This window comes from Desulfosporosinus fructosivorans, from assembly GCF_004766045.1.
Classification (GTDB): Bacteria; Bacillota; Desulfitobacteriia; order Desulfitobacteriales; family Desulfitobacteriaceae; genus Desulfosporosinus; species Desulfosporosinus fructosivorans.
The window spans coordinates 164,468-181,078 of record NZ_SPQQ01000010.1; the positions used below are offsets into that span (position 1 = coordinate 164,468).

General features: G+C 43.1%; 20 protein-coding genes. 3 read left to right on the top strand and 17 right to left on the bottom strand.

What is annotated here, in order from left to right:
* Positions 1-84: 84 nt before the first annotated feature.
* The 7 genes from E4K67_RS23070 to rbr form a co-directional block, all read right to left on the bottom strand.
* On the bottom strand, positions 85-1,131 hold the full coding sequence (locus E4K67_RS23070; protein WP_135551055.1) for a protein arginine kinase: 1,047 nt from the start codon (positions 1,129-1,131) through the stop codon (positions 85-87).
* Positions 1,121-1,636: a UvrB/UvrC motif-containing protein gene (locus E4K67_RS23075; RefSeq protein WP_135551056.1), complete on the bottom strand. Its 516-nt coding sequence runs from the start codon at positions 1,634-1,636 to the stop codon at positions 1,121-1,123. Before E4K67_RS23075 ends, E4K67_RS23070 begins: the two co-directional genes overlap by 11 nt.
* Before the next feature lie 13 nt (positions 1,637-1,649).
* The gene (locus E4K67_RS23080) at positions 1,650-2,120 is read right to left on the bottom strand and encodes a CtsR family transcriptional regulator (RefSeq protein WP_135551058.1); all 471 of its coding nucleotides are present in this window, start codon (positions 2,118-2,120) and stop codon (positions 1,650-1,652) included.
* 184 nt (positions 2,121-2,304) lie between these two features.
* Complete coding sequence (locus E4K67_RS23085) at positions 2,305-2,607, bottom strand: hypothetical protein (RefSeq protein WP_135551060.1); 303 nt, start codon at positions 2,605-2,607, stop codon at positions 2,305-2,307.
* Between the two features lie 243 nt (positions 2,608-2,850).
* Entirely contained in the window at positions 2,851-3,279 is a 429-nt protein-coding gene (locus tag E4K67_RS23090; RefSeq protein WP_135551061.1) for a universal stress protein, read from the bottom strand.
* A 306-nt stretch (positions 3,280-3,585) separates the two neighbouring features.
* The gene (locus tag E4K67_RS23095; protein WP_135551063.1) at positions 3,586-4,776 is read right to left on the bottom strand and encodes a M24 family metallopeptidase; all 1,191 of its coding nucleotides are present in this window, start codon (positions 4,774-4,776) and stop codon (positions 3,586-3,588) included.
* A gap of 402 nt (positions 4,777-5,178) precedes the next feature.
* The gene (gene rbr, locus E4K67_RS23100) at positions 5,179-5,766 is read right to left on the bottom strand and encodes a rubrerythrin (RefSeq protein ID WP_135551065.1); all 588 of its coding nucleotides are present in this window, start codon (positions 5,764-5,766) and stop codon (positions 5,179-5,181) included.
* A gap of 202 nt (positions 5,767-5,968) precedes the next feature.
* On the opposite strand from rbr, the gene E4K67_RS23105 reads away from it, so the two are divergent.
* Together E4K67_RS23105 and E4K67_RS23110 are read left to right on the top strand one after the other, a co-directional pair.
* Positions 5,969-7,171 carry an MDR family MFS transporter gene (locus E4K67_RS23105; protein ID WP_243454590.1) on the top strand — a complete coding sequence of 401 codons (1,203 nt, stop codon included), beginning with the start codon at positions 5,969-5,971 and terminating at the stop codon, positions 7,169-7,171.
* 80 nt (positions 7,172-7,251) lie between these two features.
* A complete protein-coding gene (locus E4K67_RS23110) occupies positions 7,252-7,824 on the top strand; it encodes an NUDIX hydrolase (protein ID WP_135551069.1) in 573 nt (190 codons plus the stop codon).
* 289 nt (positions 7,825-8,113) lie between these two features.
* Here the strand turns inward: E4K67_RS23110 and E4K67_RS23115 are convergent, their stop codons facing one another.
* Positions 8,114-8,377 carry a MoaD-like domain-containing protein gene (locus E4K67_RS23115; RefSeq protein ID WP_135551071.1) on the bottom strand — a complete coding sequence of 88 codons (264 nt, stop codon included), beginning with the start codon at positions 8,375-8,377 and terminating at the stop codon, positions 8,114-8,116.
* Positions 8,378-8,440: 63 nt separating this feature from the next.
* Entirely contained in the window at positions 8,441-8,749 is a 309-nt protein-coding gene (locus tag E4K67_RS23120) for a nitrous oxide-stimulated promoter family protein (RefSeq protein WP_135551073.1), read from the bottom strand.
* Between the two features lie 156 nt (positions 8,750-8,905).
* Here E4K67_RS23120 and E4K67_RS31185 point away from each other — a divergent pair, with 156 nt between their 5' ends.
* The gene (locus E4K67_RS31185) at positions 8,906-9,028 is read left to right on the top strand and encodes a hypothetical protein (protein WP_274594906.1); all 123 of its coding nucleotides are present in this window, start codon (positions 8,906-8,908) and stop codon (positions 9,026-9,028) included.
* An 88-nt stretch (positions 9,029-9,116) separates the two neighbouring features.
* On the opposite strand, the gene E4K67_RS23125 is transcribed toward E4K67_RS31185, so the two are convergent.
* The 8 genes from E4K67_RS23125 to E4K67_RS23160 form a co-directional block, all read right to left on the bottom strand.
* The gene (locus tag E4K67_RS23125; protein WP_135551075.1) at positions 9,117-10,031 is read right to left on the bottom strand and encodes an RluA family pseudouridine synthase; all 915 of its coding nucleotides are present in this window, start codon (positions 10,029-10,031) and stop codon (positions 9,117-9,119) included.
* 130 nt (positions 10,032-10,161) lie between these two features.
* Entirely contained in the window at positions 10,162-10,665 is a 504-nt protein-coding gene (locus tag E4K67_RS23130; protein ID WP_135551077.1) for a DinB family protein, read from the bottom strand.
* A 159-nt stretch (positions 10,666-10,824) separates the two neighbouring features.
* Complete coding sequence (locus tag E4K67_RS23135) at positions 10,825-12,054, bottom strand: NAD(P)-dependent malic enzyme (protein ID WP_135551079.1); 1,230 nt, start codon at positions 12,052-12,054, stop codon at positions 10,825-10,827.
* Positions 12,055-12,162: 108 nt separating this feature from the next.
* Positions 12,163-13,050: an HpcH/HpaI aldolase/citrate lyase family protein gene (locus tag E4K67_RS23140; protein ID WP_135551080.1), complete on the bottom strand. Its 888-nt coding sequence runs from the start codon at positions 13,048-13,050 to the stop codon at positions 12,163-12,165.
* 74 nt (positions 13,051-13,124) lie between these two features.
* Positions 13,125-14,021: a succinate--CoA ligase subunit alpha gene (locus E4K67_RS23145; protein WP_135551082.1), complete on the bottom strand. Its 897-nt coding sequence runs from the start codon at positions 14,019-14,021 to the stop codon at positions 13,125-13,127.
* Positions 14,022-14,085: 64 nt separating this feature from the next.
* Complete coding sequence (locus E4K67_RS23150; protein WP_135551084.1) at positions 14,086-14,373, bottom strand: hypothetical protein; 288 nt, start codon at positions 14,371-14,373, stop codon at positions 14,086-14,088.
* A gap of 9 nt (positions 14,374-14,382) precedes the next feature.
* Positions 14,383-15,660, bottom strand: a complete 1,278-nt coding sequence (locus E4K67_RS23155) for an ATP-grasp domain-containing protein (protein WP_135551086.1) — start codon at positions 15,658-15,660, stop codon at positions 14,383-14,385.
* Between the two features lie 488 nt (positions 15,661-16,148).
* A complete protein-coding gene (locus tag E4K67_RS23160; protein ID WP_135551088.1) occupies positions 16,149-16,496 on the bottom strand; it encodes a cupin domain-containing protein in 348 nt (115 codons plus the stop codon).
* Between the last annotated feature and the right edge of the window lie 115 nt (positions 16,497-16,611).

Genomic DNA, 16,611 nt, shown 5'->3' on the forward strand with positions numbered 1-16,611 from the left:
CATTTATGCAATGTAATCGATATTCAACTTTAGTTGAACGAGTTCACTGAAAAGCTTTCATAATTATTTAAGAGTAAATCTATTTTACGCCAATGTCGTCCGAGCACGCACCAGTCTAGCCCGTTCTTCGTCCCGTTGACTAGGGTCAAGTTCCCGATCAAGGATGTATTGCAAGCATCCAGAACGAGTATCAACGATTAACGAAGCAAAGCAATCTTTAATCTTGGGTAACAATCCTAGATCCGTCCCTAGCCTGTCATGGGACAATAAATGCATTGCATCTTCAGAAGAGAGAAGGCGGGAGTTTTGCAAGGTTCCCCGTGCTCTCCAAACTTTGTCTTCTAGAAACATTGGCATTTGAACCTTGAGGAGTTCTCGTGCCTGAAGTTCATGTTCTACAATTTGCCCAGTTACTGCATCTAGATGAGTTAAGATATCTTCTTCACTTTTGCCGAGCGTAATCTGATTAGAGACTTGAAACATGTGTCCAAAGGCTTGAGAACCCTCACCGTATAATCCTCGCACTGCTAGACCTAAGCGTGTTAATGTTCCAAGGACCTGTTGCACCTGTTTCATTATGACCAGAGCTGGCAAGTGCACCATAACGGAAGCTCTGAGCCCTGTACCCACATTCGTAGGGCATGCCGTTAGATATCCTTGAGTTTCTCGGTAAGCAAAATCCAGTTTTGCTTCTAGGGCATCATCTAACTCCGTTGCTAAACGGTGCGTCTCTAAAAGTTGATTCCCAGGTAAAAGCACTTGAATTCTAACATGGTCTTCTTCATTAACCATCACCGCATAGCGGTGGTCAGGAGCCAAAGCAACGCCACGTGCTCCTGTTGACCCGCCCAGACTCGGGCTGATCAAGTGTTTTTCAATGAGCACTTGCTGTTCAACGCTGTTTAGTTCTGTTAAAGATATATAATCTAATTGTCCGATATCCCCCGCTATACTCATTAGAACTTGGGAAACAATTTTCTCAACCTGTCCCGCACCTTCCTCCCCCAGAACATGTGGAAAGGGGAAATCTTCAAGGTTGCGGGCTAATCGAACCCGACTACTGATGACAACCGGAGAATCTGTTTCGGTCATCCAGGCGCTATGCTGTAAGAGGAGTTCCTTATGCGTCATGGTTTCCCTCTCCCTTCGTTTGCTCAAGTTGACGAATCTCATCCCTTACCACGGCTGCTTCTTCAAACGCTTCTTGCTGAATCAAGAGTTGAAGTCTCTCCTTTAGGTTTCTTAGCTCCATGCGACATTTGATAGCAATCCCGCGTCGTGCAGGAACCTTTCCCATGTTTTTCCCGCCACCATGAACCCGGCGAAGTAACGGTTCAAGCTGGGTTTCAAAAGTTTCGTAACATGCACTACATCCCAGCTTGCCTACTTGGGTGATCCTAGAAAAGGTAATTCCACATTTAGGACAAGTTGTCTCGGAAGGTTGTTCTATTAACGAAGGATTGAACCCAAACAAGGCTTTTAAAAATTCTGGCACAATGGCCGGGTGAAAAACAAAACCAATTTCCTGATTTTTCTTAGCGCATGGTTCACAAAGATAAACTTCACGAGTTTTTTCATTTTCTGTTATTGATAAATGCACAATTGCTTCCCGCTGTTGACAGTGTTGACAAAGCATGTTAACTCCCCCTTTATAATAAATCATCCCGACTTAGAGTAGTCAAAATAGTCTTCATCAGACGGGCTCGAAGCACGTCCCAATCTTTAAATTCTCCCCCCAAATCATTTCCGGAAAGCACACATTTTATCATCGCCGCTTCCCTTATCGTCACCAGTTCTTCTTCCACTAAACGATCCACAAGGCCGTTTGTACGTTCGCGGGAAAGTTGATCTCCTATTAATTGGCGCATAACCTGTTGATACTGCCCCTCGATGCCCATCCCTAAACGAATAATTCTCAGATACCCTCCGCCTCCCCGACGGCTCTCAACTAAGTAGCCCCGCTCTACTGTAAAGCGAGTGTGCAGAACATAGTTAATCTGAGACGGGACACAGGAAAATTCACCTGCCAGCTCGCTTCGTTGCAAAATAATAAAGCCTTCTGACGTTTGTTCTAAAATTTGTTTTAGATATTTTTCAATACGATCCGCAAGGTTTCCCATTGTTGATGTACTCCTTGTTTATATAATCTTAACTCAATTAATCTTCCAATCCCTCGTCTTTGACCTTTCCTGACCTTCAACCATATCATACTCATTTTTATATAGATTTGCAAACAATTTTAGAAAAAAATTAATTGGGAAGGGGCAAGTCTATAACTCACCCCTTCCCAATTATTCTTAACAGCTACTTTGTAAATAAAACATAATAAAACCAAGAAGATAATGTCAGAAGACCAACACTCCCTAATAACCAAATAACAGGTTGACCTTCAAGCTGTTTATAGGGTTTACTTTTTTCCATTGGAAGATAATCAGTCGGCTGCATAGTTTGCATGGAAGTCGATTCTTTTTCATAGATGGTTTCACCCAACTTACGAATCCCGTTTTTAGCTGTAGTTACCCGGGTAGCCACATCTATCCATTGCAATGAACCTTGAAGCATATCTTGAAGTTCTTTAGGACTCAGCCAAACATTAGTTTCTTTCATGGGTATCCTCCATGTATCTATCTATAATCGGTGAATTTGCTTAAGGTTGCACGTAATTCTAAGCGCTTAATCAACTCTCCTATTCATTCGCTACCAACGAAAAAAATCCCTGCCACATGAGCAGGGACCTTAGTCCTAATATCTACACGATTCATCCAAAGTTGCTATGAATCTCTCTCGACAAGTATGAAATGCGTTGTCGGGACTTTTTTCCCCAAAGGTTCCAACATTGCAAACTTCACTCTACTTAATAATAAGTACAGGGCAACTCGCTCGCTGCAACACCCGTTGACTTACACTTCCAAGAACCGAACCTGCTATTGCTCCGTAACCATGGCTTCCCATGACCACCAAATCAATATTATCTTTCTTAATTTGGTCTACTATCATGGTCACCGGATGCCCAGATTCTACTCTTTTGTGGATAACAACTTGTTCGCTATCGATTCCAGTCAGCGTTGCTTCTAAAGCCAGTTCTCCGTTTTGATCCAGTTGTTCTTGCGTTACTGTTATGCCATAAGAGATCGTATACCCCCAATAAGCTTGCGGCGTGTAGCTAACATGGAGAAGCACTACCTCAGCTTGAACAGATCGAGCCATTTCTAATGCCACCTTTAAGGCACGACGCGAGTATTCTGAGGCATCTGTAGGGACGAGGATCTTTTTAAACATAGCTAAATCACTCCCATATATTATACTATTATTCTCGAGCACCATTAATAAAAATAAAGTTACCTTTATCTTATCCTATTTATCCGATATCCTCAACTTCTAATCTGCTTTACGATTAGCGTAGCCGAAAGCCCCTAACTTCAGTCACGCGTCGCAAAAGATTTCTAAGCCGGGATCCATAAAGGAATACATAACGGCGTAGAAGTACTATTCGCCGAGCAACCTATCCCAAAATAAACACTTAAGGCGAAGTCCCCCTGCCGAAGCAAGTACGGGGTACCACTCTTACTTGCAGAAGTGAGAGTCTCACGATTGGATGGATAATTCTCGAGAACTTGATGATATATACTTTGCCCCCTCTTCATCCACGATAACTACTGTATCCTCGATCCCGACAACCCCAAACCCTGGGAAAACAAATTTCGGTTCGATCGCTACCACCATTCCTGGCTTTAACACTTCTTTAGCTCCTTTGCTAATGGTCGGGAGTTCATCGAGGTCCAGTCCCACCCCGTGTCCGACAAAACGGACCCGACTTGACCCATAACCCATGAAGTTTTCCTCATAAGGGGTATTCTCCCGAACCCAAGTTAAGATTTCTTCATAGACTTCCCCAGCCACCCTCCCGGGAACTAAAGCGCGCCGAATCTTTTCTTCAACCTGCTTGGCCACCTCGTAGACCTCCCTTAACTCCTTTGATAATGACCCGAGACTTAAAATTCGAGTTTGATCAACCTGATAGCCATGCACTACTGTCACCATATCCACAACAATCGGCTCACCTAACTTAATTTGAGCCATTGAGGCGCCAGTTGGATGCGCAATAGAAACCCCTTGCCCTGTGACCGCTCCATCAAAACAACTACTCACTGCAGCCCTAGCCCCAGAAGTGATCGCGCCGACATGGAATTCAGAGTCAAAGCCACGCATCCGCACATGACCACCGTGTCCAAGCGACCGTGCCTTGCCAGCTAATAGTCCCTCTAACTCAACCTCAGTCATACCTTCATGAAGCACTTCCTTAGCAAACTCTAAAACTAAAGTATGAATTTGTGCACTTTCTTCGAGCCGAGCTAATTCCCACTTAGACTTTACCGCACGTTGTAAACGAACCTCCGGGGAAACATCTACAAACTTAACGTCTGGGAATATTTTTCGATAGCGCTCAAATTGATTAACCGGAAGAACATCCAGTTCCAGTCCCATTATTTCCGGTATAGGGAGCCCTGCCTCCTTAATATACTTCGGAATCTTAGACATGCCCTGTAACTGAACAACCTCCCACGAACTTTCTGACTTAGCTCTGAGAAAATCCCGATAAGCCATAACGATAGGTTTTCCGCTAGCTGGAATATATACATGAACATTCTGGGCCGTTCCTGAATAATACAGGGTATCCGCCCTCTGGACTAACAACGCCCCTTCAATCCTGCTTTTCTGCAGAAGATCCTGAAAAATCAAAAGGCGCCCCTCTAGCTCTATCATAGGTACTTTCATTTTTCTCCGCTCCAATCTATTTAAATATTCAGAATTATACTTTTATTAATATTATGTTCGGATTATAACATTTTTGCAAGTATTAAATATAAGTACTTTGAATCAAAGAACCATCTCTATCTCATTATTTATACTTTTCAACTGACAGGAATTGTTATATCTGTAAATAAAGCTGAAACAATTATTAGATGCACACCTATTATTATTTGGGAGATCTGTTGACGAGAACCGTGACTTCTGGGATGTGGTGGGGCTTATGAATGAACCCCTGAAAACTAATACCCCCTATGGTAGAATAAAACATCTACTATAGGGGGTAATTTATACCCTATTGGGTAGACCTTTTTAGACTTCTACTCTATAGGGTACATATTAATTTATTATCCTACTCCACTTTTTTTCCTAATACTTTTCTGGCAATTCCTCGAAGTATCCCTGCGCATGCGCACAAGCTGGACAGCTTTCGGGTGCTTCGGTACCTTCATGGATGTAGCCACAGTTGGAGCATTTCCAGGTAGTCGGTACATCCTTTTTGAAAAGAGTCCCATTTTCAATTCCATCGGCATAATGCTCAAACCGAGTCATGTGGTGCTTCTCGACTTTGGCGATCTCAGTAAAAGCTTTCGCTATATCGGAAAACCCTTCTTTTGCTGCGATTTCTCCGAATTCGGAATAAAGTTCAGACCATTCTTCTCTTTCTCCAGCTGCAGCAGCTCTCAGATTGGTCAATGTATCCTTATAAACTAGAGGATAATCTGCATCGACATGAATGATCTGCGTTTCGTCCTGATTATGAGCAATTAGCAGCTTATAAAAAACCTGAGCATGCTCCTTTTCGTTGGCAGCCGTTTCCTCAAAAACAGCTTGAATGTAATTGAACCCTTCTTTCTTGGCGACACCAGCAAAAAAAGAATACCGATTACGCGCTTGAGACTCCCCAGCAAAAGCGTTGCTTAGGTTTTTAAATGTTTCAGTTTCATGGAATTTCATGATTCACTCTCCTTTTTCCCTAGTTTCTCTGTAAGCTTATTCATTTATGCTTTCGATATCTTTATCAATAATCCTGCTTATTTAAGTTTAATTTACTTTCAAGACCCCAACTTCCTATTTTGTGGGGTACATGTTTTAAAGGTTTTTTTTTACGGATGTCGAAGTAATGTATGGGTCAATTACACCAAGGGTGGTTTTCCGTTTGAAGTTAAAACGTCTCAATATACCGCGTGCCGTCATAATTCTAATCATTGGGGGGTTCATCCAATCAACAGGGAATTCTCTGATGTGGCCAATAAACAGCCTCTTTATGCATACAGTCTTAGGTCGTACTTTGACTGAAGCTGGCACCCTTCTTGCTATTCAATCCGCAGTATCTCTCTTTGGTCAATTTATGAGCGGCTTTTTAGCTGATCGTTTTGGACCGAAGAGGATTATGATTCTAGGCCTAGTTGGTGCAGTCCTTTCCGTCGGGTCTATCGGAATCTTTCCTGTCTGGGGGGTCTATGTCCCTGCGTTTATCCTCTTTGGCTTAGCACAGGCTTTTATCTTCGTTCCACTTTACGCTCTGATTCATGCCGTCTGGCCAGAAGGCGGGCGGCGTGGTTTTAACCTTCTATATGTCTCCAATAACGCAGGGGTAGCCGTTGGAACTGCCCTTGGAGGACTGATCGCTCAATTTTCTTTCAGGCTCATTTTCTCTCTAAATGCTCTAGCCTTCTTAATCTATTTATTGTTAGTGATCATAGGGGTGTCCGAACGAAATGCACCCATTCATTTAATTCCACCGAAACAGCAAACCGAACGCCTGACAAAAGACAAAGGCTTCAAGGTACTCCTAGCCTTAGGTGGCGGAATATTCTTTGTCTGGGGCGCTTACATTCAGCTTGTTACAATATTACCTGTTGTGATGAACCGACTCGGCTTTTCCTTGATTTCTTACAGTGTGCTTTGGACGCTGAATGGAATTTTCGTCGTAACCTTACAACCCTTGCTCACTTGGATGATCCAAGCATGGGCCAAGTCTCTTAAACGGCAATTTTACCTTGGAGGGGTATTCTTAGCCCTAGGCTTTGTGATTTTACTCGGAAAACTTCCATATTGGTCCTATATTGTTGCCATGCTCATTCTAACGTTAGGCGAAATGCTTATTATGCCCGCGGTCCCTGCAGCGACCGCTCAACTTGCCCCACAAGGCAAAGAAGGTGCTTATCAAGGCATCATCGGAGGTGCTACGTCTGGTGGCCGAATGGTTGGCCCCTTATTGGGTGGTATGATGTACGACTTTGGCGGAGGATCAAGCGTATGGTGGCTGGCGCTCACCTTTATGGGAGCATCTATGGTGATGTTCTATATCTACGGGATAGTTGTTCAACGCTTTCATTTGCTTCAACAATCTCAGTGAACAGAGATGACTAAAATATTTAAATAAACCTAAACTAAGTAATATGAGTAGATTCATACACTAGAAAGGAACTAAAAAGGATGTCTTACAATCCTGCTCCCTTTATTTTTTGTCCGATATGCGGTAAACCCCTCCAGAAGTCTATTATTGACAACCAGCCTCGTAGCATATGCCGTGACTGTTCCTATGTACACTGGGGAAATTTTTCCCTCGGGGTCGGGGGTGTTCTTTGGCACAACGGCAAAGTTCTGCTTGTACAACGTGCCCATAATCCTGGCAAAGGAATGTGGACTATTCCAGGAGGATATGTAGATCAAGGGGAATCGATCGGGGAAGCAATCATACGCGAAATTCAAGAAGAAACTGGAGTTAAAACTAAACCACTTTCTATTATCGCCTTACGCGATCGACCTGATGAGAGACATGACACTTATATAATTTTCCTGATGGAATTTTTAGGTGGGACCCTTCAAGCACAGCCACAGGAAGTGAGTAATCTTGGCTTCTTTACATTAGAGGAGTGTCTTTCCCTTCCGATCGCCGCTCTGACCCTGGGTGCCCTCGAAGCATCTCACTCCGTTTCCCAGGGTCTCGTACTAAATTCAGACGTTAAACTAACAGGCACATTGTCAACACTCTATCGTAAACCATAATCATCCTGATATTTCCGCCCAGCTTTAGGACAAAAGGGGGCTTGTGAAAACTCAGTCTCCAAAATTCTGAGTGGTTACAACAATCAAAAAGCGTCCTCATTTCACTATCAAAGTGGAATGAGGACGCTTGTGTTTTGATGATATAGAAGCAAAAGTGGAGACGTGAAAACAACACAAACAAGTTTTAGCACAGCCCCAATCGTTCAACAAATATAACCTCGAGGATTCGATGGGTGAGCAGAGTACGAGATAGCACTTGTAGGAGTGGGAGTCTCACATAGATAAAGCCTTACCCCCCAGCTGAAAGGAATCGAAAGCGAAAAGCTTTAAGCATTTCCGACCAGTCTTCTTCATTAACCCGAAATCGCACTTGAGTTGCTGTGACTTGTAACGAGCCTAAAGTACATTTCCACTCATCACTTAGCTCTACTTGCCAGTTCGGACCCAAATAAGTTCCCTGCCCAATCTGCTTCCCACCGATTGTAAGAAAATACTCTTCTAATTCTCTGTGAGGCATTCCTCTCATTTCCAAGGAATGCTCTATAATTGTCATAATTTCGCCTCTCTTTTCCAACGCCATGCAGTCCTGGAAACTACAATCCCTCAATTCAGAGTACTAGTCTTTAAATCCGTCCCACAAATGCCTTAACCCTATAATCGGATGAGCAAAAATCATCCTTGGCCCTACATATCTCATAATCTCTTGAATCCGTTTCCGCATATCAGGTTTATAGCAATGCACTGTACATTTCCCGCAGGTTGGTTTGCTTTCTCCGAACTGACAATGGGTTAGACGGTTCATGGCATAATCCGATAATTCTTGGCATTCTGGACACAATCTACCCACTGAGTTGTGATGATCTTTGCAGTATAGCTTAAGCATTATTTGCACGGTAGTTTTCTCGCGGTCTAACCTCGTTGACATTTTAGCTCAACTCCATCCCTGATCTCTGGCACTCCTGATTCAGACCCTAAAGACACGCTATTCATACGCCAGCACCCATAGCTGTTTGTTAGGATACATGCTATTTATTAAATAGGGTATCCTATCAGTAACACTATATAAAGGGGGTAAGATTCCATGGTGTCTAAAAAAACTAAGTCAACGAACAACAAGTCACGCAAGCCAGATAACACAGAGAAAATTCCTTTTCCTTTTGACGCTGATAAAATTGGGAAAGACGTAGGAAAAGACCGGGTATAAACCGGTTCTTTCTTTTTGTGGGAACTATTAACATTCAAAAGACACTGATCTATTCTTTGAATGTACATCAATAACTTGTTCAGCCGTGTTATTGGCTGAACAAGTTTAAAAATTCCTTGGGGATATCCGTCTCATAACGTATATCTTCACCTGTGATTGGATGTTTAAAGGCCAGCACCCGCGCATGAAGTCCTAACCGACCTATAGGGTGCTTAGTTGCACCATATTTCTTATCCCCAATCACACTGTGCCCTATTTCTTTCATATGGACTCGAATTTGGTTCTTTCTCCCAGTTTCCAGTTTGACTTCTAAGAGTGAGTAGTTTTTGTTTTTCTGAAGAACCTGGTAGTGAGTCACTGCTTTTTGACCTGCATTAGGCGTGCGACTAGAGTACATAATAAAGGCTTTACTTTCCGTCAACCAAGAAGTGATCGTTCCTTGCTCTTTGGTCACAAGCCCTTCTACAACCGCTACATAACTCCGCTCCAAAACAACTTCCTTCCAAGCATTTTGGAGCAATTGCTGTACTTTCTCACTTTTGGCAAACATCATCACTCCTGAGGTTTCTCTGTCAAGACGATGCAACACAAAGATCTTGTTCTTCGGGTCTCTTTTCTTCACATGCTCACTCAAAATGCTATAGGCTGTTTGTTCCTTTTCTGTAGCAGTAGCAATCGAAAGCAAGCCAGCCTGTTTTTCAATAATTATTATATGTAAGTCTTCAAATACAATATTTAGCCCTTCAGGTTGCTTTTCAATCAGCACTTTAGTCCAATTTACGACAACTTGTTGACCGATTTCCAGAGGATAATTGTATTGAGTGATAACTTCATTGCCCACAGAAATTTGATGATGGGCTAAAAGCGACTTGATATCACTGCGACTTTTACTAGGTATAGCACCTATTAAAAACTTCATTAACTCCGCAGCTTCTGTTACTTCAAGGTGGGATTGTCTTTCCTTCCCGGTTTTGGTTATTAATTTATTGCTAGGTGTATGCATTCGATTTACCGCCTCTTATCCATGTTATGTGTATTACTATCTCCGAATACACCAGCCTTAATTCCTTCTCCACTGAACTCGTTCAACTTGAGGTAATCATAGATTTCTGCGGTGGAGCGTCTCACATGGATCAAATTCGAGGTGGTTCCATTCCGATATTATCCCAATCTTCCCTAGCAGGACCGTAAATTCCAGGCACTTTAAGACCAGCCTGTCTCATCAGTACGGTTATCTGTCCCCGATGGTGGATCTGATGATCAACCAAAGCACTTAAAGTCGTGCCAATTGCCCAGCTTTCTCCATACATATCCTTTTTCTCTAAAAGAGTCTGATCATTCCACTGGTTTCTAATTGCCGCTACTAATGATTTGCTAACTTCTCGATAATTATTAATTATCTCCACCGCCGTGTTCGGAAGCGGGGCATCTTCATTAATACTCTCCATAATCAATCCCGTTCTAGCCATCATCTCTGGGATCGTTGTCACGAGATGCCAAGCGATTCTCCCAAGTGTGCGATCCGGTGCTGCAACTAATTGGTTCAAGGACTCATCAGTTAGAACGTCTAGGATTCGTTGGGTCGATTCAGCTTCTTTCTCCCATACTTGTAGAAAGGTCGAGACAGATAAAAACATTCTTAATCCCCCTTAATACTTGAATTTATCCCAATATTACCAGTTAGCTTGATTGAGGTCAATTAATTCTCCCTCTGACTAGTATTAAAAAGGTGCCTACTAAACCAGTAGGCACCCTTTTTCACTATTCGAATTCAACAACAAATATTAAATGTTGTCTTATTTTCCCTCGTAGAATTTGCTCAGGTTTTCGGCGACTTCTTTAGGGTCAACTTTACGAGTAGCAACCCCTGTATCTACCGCAGCTTTTGCAACTGCAGCGGCAACAGCTGGGCCCACACGCAAGTCAAAAGCTTTAGGAATGACGTAATCCGCGTTCAGTTCTTCATCGCTTACTATGTTAGCAATGGCATAGGCAGCGGCAACTTTCATCTCTTCGTTGATTACTTTCGCACCAGCATCGATCGTTCCACGGAAAATTCCGGGGAAGGCCAGAACATTGTTTACCTGGTTCGGGTAATCGGAACGTCCGGTTCCAATTACAGCAGCCCCTGCTTCTTTAGCATCCGCTGGCCAAATCTCCGGTACAGGATTAGCTTGTGCAAAGACGATAGGATCTTTAGCCATTGATTTAACCATTTCGGGAGAAACGAGATTCGCCCCAGAAACGCCGATAAATACGTCAGCGCCAATTAACGCATCTGCCAAATTGCCCTTAAGTAATTTACGATTAGTACTGAGGGCTATATCATCTTTGTATTTATTCATACCTGCGGTACGTCCCTCAAAAATTGTACCTTTAGTGTCACACATAATAACATTTTGAAGTCCCATACTCATCAAGAGTTTTACGATAGCCATTCCAGCTGCTCCAGCACCGTTCACAACAATGTTAACGTCTTTTAGGTCTTTCTTTACAACCTTGAGAGCATTAACCAGACCAGCCATAGTAACTACTGCTGTCCCGTGTTGATCATCATGAAAGATCGGTCCATCGTAAATCTCTTTGAGCTTTTCCTCGATGTAAAAGCATTCTGGAGCTTTGATGTCTTCCAGATTGATTCCACCAAACGTGGGTTCCAAAAGTTTAACGACTTCGATCACTTTGTCACTGTCCTGGGTCTCTAGACAAATTGGAAAAGCATCGACATCACCGAATGTTTTAAAGAGGATGCCCTTTCCTTCCATAACTGGCATAGCGGCGCGGGCGCCGATATTTCCCAGTCCAAGAACTGCAGAACCTGTAGACACAACAGCGATTAAGTTTTCCCTGTTTGTATACACATTCACCAAGGCAGGATCTTTAGCAATTTCCAGGCAAGGTTCAGCAACACCGGGAGAATATGCTAGGCTTAAATCATCACCGTTACGAACGGGCACTTTACTAATAACAGCAATTTTACCTTTATTATCTTTATGGAGTTTAAGTGCATCTTCACGAAGACTCATGTTACACCGTTCCTTTCTTTTCCTTAATTCATAGAATTAGAAAGCCTGGTCACTGATAGTATTGTTGACCAGGCTTCACATAAAGTAGTGACCAAGCTCAATTATATGCTAGGCTTTCGCGTTTTTAGCATCAATCTCAGCTTGTGCAGCTATGATATCCAAAGCATTGAGGTAAACTGGGGTGTCCACCATTTTGCCGTTGAATGACACAGAGGCTTTACCTTTAGCAATACCTTCTTCTTCGAAGACTTTCACAACACCACCAGCCCATTCAACATCAGCTGGATCAGGAGAGTACATACGGTTAGAAGGTTCAATTTGTCCTGGATGAATAATCATGCGGCCCTCATAACCCATTTGTCGTCCTTCAGCCACATTTTTTTCAAAGGCTTCAATGTTTTTGAAATCAACAAAAGGTGCATCGATTGCCACAATTCTAGCTGCGCGGCAGGCTACTGCTACGTGGGCACGACCATATTGTTGCTCTACACCCTCATTGGTTAATTTGACGCGCATATCACGGCAATAGTCGACTGCTCCAAATATGGCATTGACGTTCCGTTTGCTGGCCAAGCAGCACTCTGCTGCATTAATAATTCCTTTGGCAGTTTCAAGCAACATGGAGATTTTAACTGTCCCTACTTCTAGACCACGACGGCGCTCGAGTTCTTCGAGTTTCCAATCTAGGCGTTGAACATCAGCTGCGCAACCAGTTTTAGCCAAAGTTACTCCGTTTAGTCCTTCATAGACAATCGCTTCCAGATCATCATTGGTTAATTCTGTTTCCCAGTTATTGATACGCACATATACTTCAGCGCCGCCAGTTCCTGCATAGAGAAGGTTTTCGCGAACGATTTGACGGGCGGCTTCTTTTTCTGCTGGTGGTACGGAATCCTCGAGGTCAAGCGTGATGATATCAGCCGTAAACTCGGGAGCCTTAGCAACCATTTTAGGATTGTTTCCAGGAATGTACATAACAGATCTCATAATTGTCATTAGATTTTCCCCCTATTAATTTATTTAATTATTTCTAAGGTTTACTTTGGAAAAAGCAAACTTGCTTGCGTGGTTTAATCTTTTATCTTTTGTTTTAAGATAATTGGGATATCAGTTGGTGTTTCAGCAACAAATCCGCCAGCCAAAGTGATGGCTTCCATTTTGCTCTTAGCGGATCCGCGACCACGTTCAACAATGTTAGACGCGTGGGAGAATCTCATACCTACGGGTGCCCAGGCCCCCGCCACATAGACTACGAAGGGCTTAGTGAATTGACCAGCTGCGATGACTTCTGCGCACTCTTCTTCTTGAGTACCCCCGATTTCAGCATAAACTGCCACTCCCTTGGTCTCTGGATCTGCTTCGAACAATGGGAGTAGATCAGCCATTGAAGTGCCTAAAACGGGTTCAGTCCCTGTATGGATTACCGTACTAACCCCAAAGCCGCCTTCTCTTAGTAGCCAAGGTATGGTTCCCGACTGGCCACCACTGCGCGAGAATACACCAATGCTCCCTCTTTGGAAGAATTTATTGGCCCATTCTTTGTTCCCGCCGAGCCAGCCTACGACTGCCTCACCCGGGGTTATGATTCCGATAGAACCTGGGCCTAAGAGCCTTGATCCTTTTGATTTAGCATAAGCAATCATTTCCATAATGTCGTGGATTGGAGTGCCCTCAACACAAGGAATGATATTTTTAACTCCTGAGTCGACAGCTTCGTAAACAGCTGTTTTTAAGGCTCGGCCAGGCACAAAGATTACACTAAAGTCGATTTCTCCTTGCTCGCGGACGATCTCTTTTACAGTGTTAAAAACAGGTATACCATGAATCTCTTCACCGGCTTTTCCCGGGCTCGTTCCACCGATAACTTTGGTACCATATTCTTTCATGTATTTTGTTCGTACGGATCCTTCGCGACCCGTTATTCCTTGAACGATGACCTTGGTATTCTTGTTAATCAAAATGCCCATTTTTATCCCTCATTTAACAGTTTGCTCTTGTTTTAATTTACGGACTTAAGGCTTCACTTCCGTGTTATTGGCGCTTCTGCATATATTCATCTAAACCTTTAATTGGAATGTCAATTGTGATGGCATTATTACCAGAGGTCCTACATGCAAGCTCACACGCTAAACATTCAGTTCCGAGACGTAATATTTCTTCAGTGTTAAGATGTGCAACTGAAGCTCTACCCTGGTCATCAATCCCAAGTATACCTCTGGCATACTTTTTGCACGCGTCGGCACATGCCTTAGTTTCGCATGTATCACACTTGCTGGTATCGATTTTCACTGTCAGAGTTCTTTCCGCGAATTCCAGCACTAGTCTTCCCTACTTTCCTTGAGCTACTTTCTCAGCCCGGTATTCTTGACTGAGGACAAAGAGTCTTTGTCCGATGAACTTAGTATCTGTTACATGCTCTTTGCCGTAAATTTCAATTCTCTTGCCGGGTCCATCAGGGGTCATAAGATCAGCAAGACCCTTCCGAAGAATTTCTAGAGACTCGTCTTCTCTGTTACCACAGAGTAACAGAACACAAGGCAAGCCTGGCTTTTGAGTAGGAAGTATTTCTCTTAGAACTTTAACGATGGCGTGAGCATGATGCCACTGCTCTTGATTGGCCATCATGAATCCACCGAGCAGATAACCGTCAATATTTGGTTGGGATAGAACACTCTTTGCTACCCGGTAAATTTTTGAGCCTACTGGATTACCACTCGTATCAGCATAGTTTGCTGGCTTCAGTCCAACTTGGTTCAACGCATCCAAACCCATCATAGCCGAACCACCGCCAATAGGATGATAACCAATACAACCAGGGCTAACTTCATCGTAACCCATATTCATGAGGAAACCTGTCCCCCGTGCATCTGTTTCTTCAATGCTCCACCCGATGAGATCCAACTCTGTGGGAGCTCCTGGCAGGTCGCGAGCAATTGAAATTCCGAATTCGGGATGACGACCTACAGAACTGTTGTCGATTTCCATTTTACAATCTGCACACACGAGGTCTCCGCTGCCAGTCATGATAAATGGGTTAATCTCTAGTGTTTGACAGTCATATTTTTTGTAAGCTTGAGATAGTTTGGTGAGAAAACTGGCGAACTTGCTGAGGTCTTGGGCTGGAATTCCAGCTTGGGCACACACATCAATCGCGTCATAGATTTGTAAACCATTGATCGGATCGATGTTGACTTTGAAAAGCAATTCCTCTGGAACACTTTCAATGTCCATTCCACCTTCTGTGCTGAACATCAGCATAGGAGAGCGGGCTTCTCTTGCTCCATTCACAACAAATGAGCAATAATACTCTTTTTTGATATCCAGTTTTTCCTCGATAAGTACTTGTTGAACAGGTGTTCCTCCAACTGTTTTAGCGAGGATCTCAGCAGCAACAACTGCTGCCTCGTCTGGAGTATTCACTAATTTAACGATTCCTGCTTTACCGCGCCCTCCGGCCTGAACCTGACCTTTAACTGCTACAGGCTTGCCGATCTCTTCAGCAATCTGTTTGGCTTCTTCCGGAGTTGAAGCTACGCGACCATGAGGTACTGGCAGTCCCGCTTTCCTAAGCCACTCTTTTCCTTGGAATTCTAAAAATTTTGCCATATGTTATCACTTCCATAATGAAATTTTCTGCACCTATTTAGGTCACCTTATCTGGTCAGTTGTCTTATTCGCGGTGCATGCATTCCTAATTCACGCGATTTCCCTAAGCAACCCTAATAGTTACTAAATAACAATAAAAAGAGAATTTCCCCTCCCTTCCTTCTTCTCAGTCAACCACATCGGTATTTATCGGGCTTTCGAATACTTCCTGCTCTCCTAAAAATAAGAGGAACATAGCAACCTTCTGTGGTAATGGTGATCGAGGAAACATAGAATCTAGAATTTATAAAATTCTATGTGATGAAACTAGTTTCACTCCTTCGTTTCATTGTGTGAAACCCTGTTTCATTATCCTCTACCTCATTATCTATCCTATTCACTAAATAGTCAATAGGATAATTTGTTGGGTTTTGTCTTTTTTCAGATTCTCATAGAAAACGTGAAGTAGAGATTACCCGAATTATGGCTTCTTAACTAATCATCTAAGATTAAAGTTTTATTGTCTCTACCGGGACTGGACCGGCGATTCCGATGAACACGAAACGATCTTTCCCAGTGTTGCGCATACCGTGAGTTTGTCCCGTTTTGGAAAGAACTGCCATTCCTTTTTTGATTTCTACTTCCTGTCCTTCTCCTGCATAATAAATGCCGGACTCCCCTTCAATACATATCCAAATATCATCTGCATTGGGATGTAGATGAAGGAACACTTCTTGCCCTGGTTCTAAGCACCACATAGCACCTAAGGTCTTATCCGTCTGGTAAACCATTACTTTCTGGGGAACATCAGCATCAAACTGAGCTAGTTCTTTGAGAGCAAAGACTCTGTCTTCCATACTTAACCACCTTTCTTCAATAAAGAAATTGGCATATTCGAAGCTTGGACTCAAAGAGAACATAACTAACGACAGCCCTATGATGGCGGAAGGGACCACTGGCCAAGACTCAAAC

What these genes read in the sequence shown, in the direction of transcription:
- E4K67_RS23145 (WP_135551082.1), bottom strand. Translation starts at nt 14,021, where the DNA reads ATGGGCATTTTGATTAACAAGAATACCAAGGTCATCGTTCAAGGAATA.
- E4K67_RS23070 (WP_135551055.1), bottom strand. Translation starts at nt 1,131, where the DNA reads ATGACGCATAAGGAACTCCTCTTACAGCATAGCGCCTGGATGACCGAA.
- rbr (WP_135551065.1), bottom strand. Translation starts at nt 5,766, where the DNA reads ATGAAATTCCATGAAACTGAAACATTTAAAAACCTAAGCAACGCTTTT.
- E4K67_RS23125 (WP_135551075.1), bottom strand. Translation starts at nt 10,031, where the DNA reads ATGCATACACCTAGCAATAAATTAATAACCAAAACCGGGAAGGAAAGA.
- E4K67_RS23110 (WP_135551069.1), top strand. Translation starts at nt 7,252, where the DNA reads ATGTCTTACAATCCTGCTCCCTTTATTTTTTGTCCGATATGCGGTAAA.
- E4K67_RS23080 (WP_135551058.1), bottom strand. Translation starts at nt 2,120, where the DNA reads ATGGGAAACCTTGCGGATCGTATTGAAAAATATCTAAAACAAATTTTA.
- E4K67_RS23085 (WP_135551060.1), bottom strand. Translation starts at nt 2,607, where the DNA reads ATGAAAGAAACTAATGTTTGGCTGAGTCCTAAAGAACTTCAAGATATG.
- E4K67_RS23115 (WP_135551071.1), bottom strand. Translation starts at nt 8,377, where the DNA reads ATGACAATTATAGAGCATTCCTTGGAAATGAGAGGAATGCCTCACAGA.
- E4K67_RS23140 (WP_135551080.1), bottom strand. Translation starts at nt 13,050, where the DNA reads ATGACAATTATGAGATCTGTTATGTACATTCCTGGAAACAATCCTAAA.
- E4K67_RS31185 (WP_274594906.1), top strand. Translation starts at nt 8,906, where the DNA reads ATGGTGTCTAAAAAAACTAAGTCAACGAACAACAAGTCACGCAAGCCA.
- E4K67_RS23160 (WP_135551088.1), bottom strand. Translation starts at nt 16,496, where the DNA reads ATGGAAGACAGAGTCTTTGCTCTCAAAGAACTAGCTCAGTTTGATGCT.
- E4K67_RS23130 (WP_135551077.1), bottom strand. Translation starts at nt 10,665, where the DNA reads ATGTTTTTATCTGTCTCGACCTTTCTACAAGTATGGGAGAAAGAAGCT.
- E4K67_RS23120 (WP_135551073.1), bottom strand. Translation starts at nt 8,749, where the DNA reads ATGTCAACGAGGTTAGACCGCGAGAAAACTACCGTGCAAATAATGCTT.
- E4K67_RS23075 (WP_135551056.1), bottom strand. Translation starts at nt 1,636, where the DNA reads ATGCTTTGTCAACACTGTCAACAGCGGGAAGCAATTGTGCATTTATCA.
- E4K67_RS23095 (WP_135551063.1), bottom strand. Translation starts at nt 4,776, where the DNA reads ATGAAAGTACCTATGATAGAGCTAGAGGGGCGCCTTTTGATTTTTCAG.
- E4K67_RS23090 (WP_135551061.1), bottom strand. Translation starts at nt 3,279, where the DNA reads ATGTTTAAAAAGATCCTCGTCCCTACAGATGCCTCAGAATACTCGCGT.
- E4K67_RS23135 (WP_135551079.1), bottom strand. Translation starts at nt 12,054, where the DNA reads ATGAGTCTTCGTGAAGATGCACTTAAACTCCATAAAGATAATAAAGGT.
- E4K67_RS23155 (WP_135551086.1), bottom strand. Translation starts at nt 15,660, where the DNA reads ATGGCAAAATTTTTAGAATTCCAAGGAAAAGAGTGGCTTAGGAAAGCG.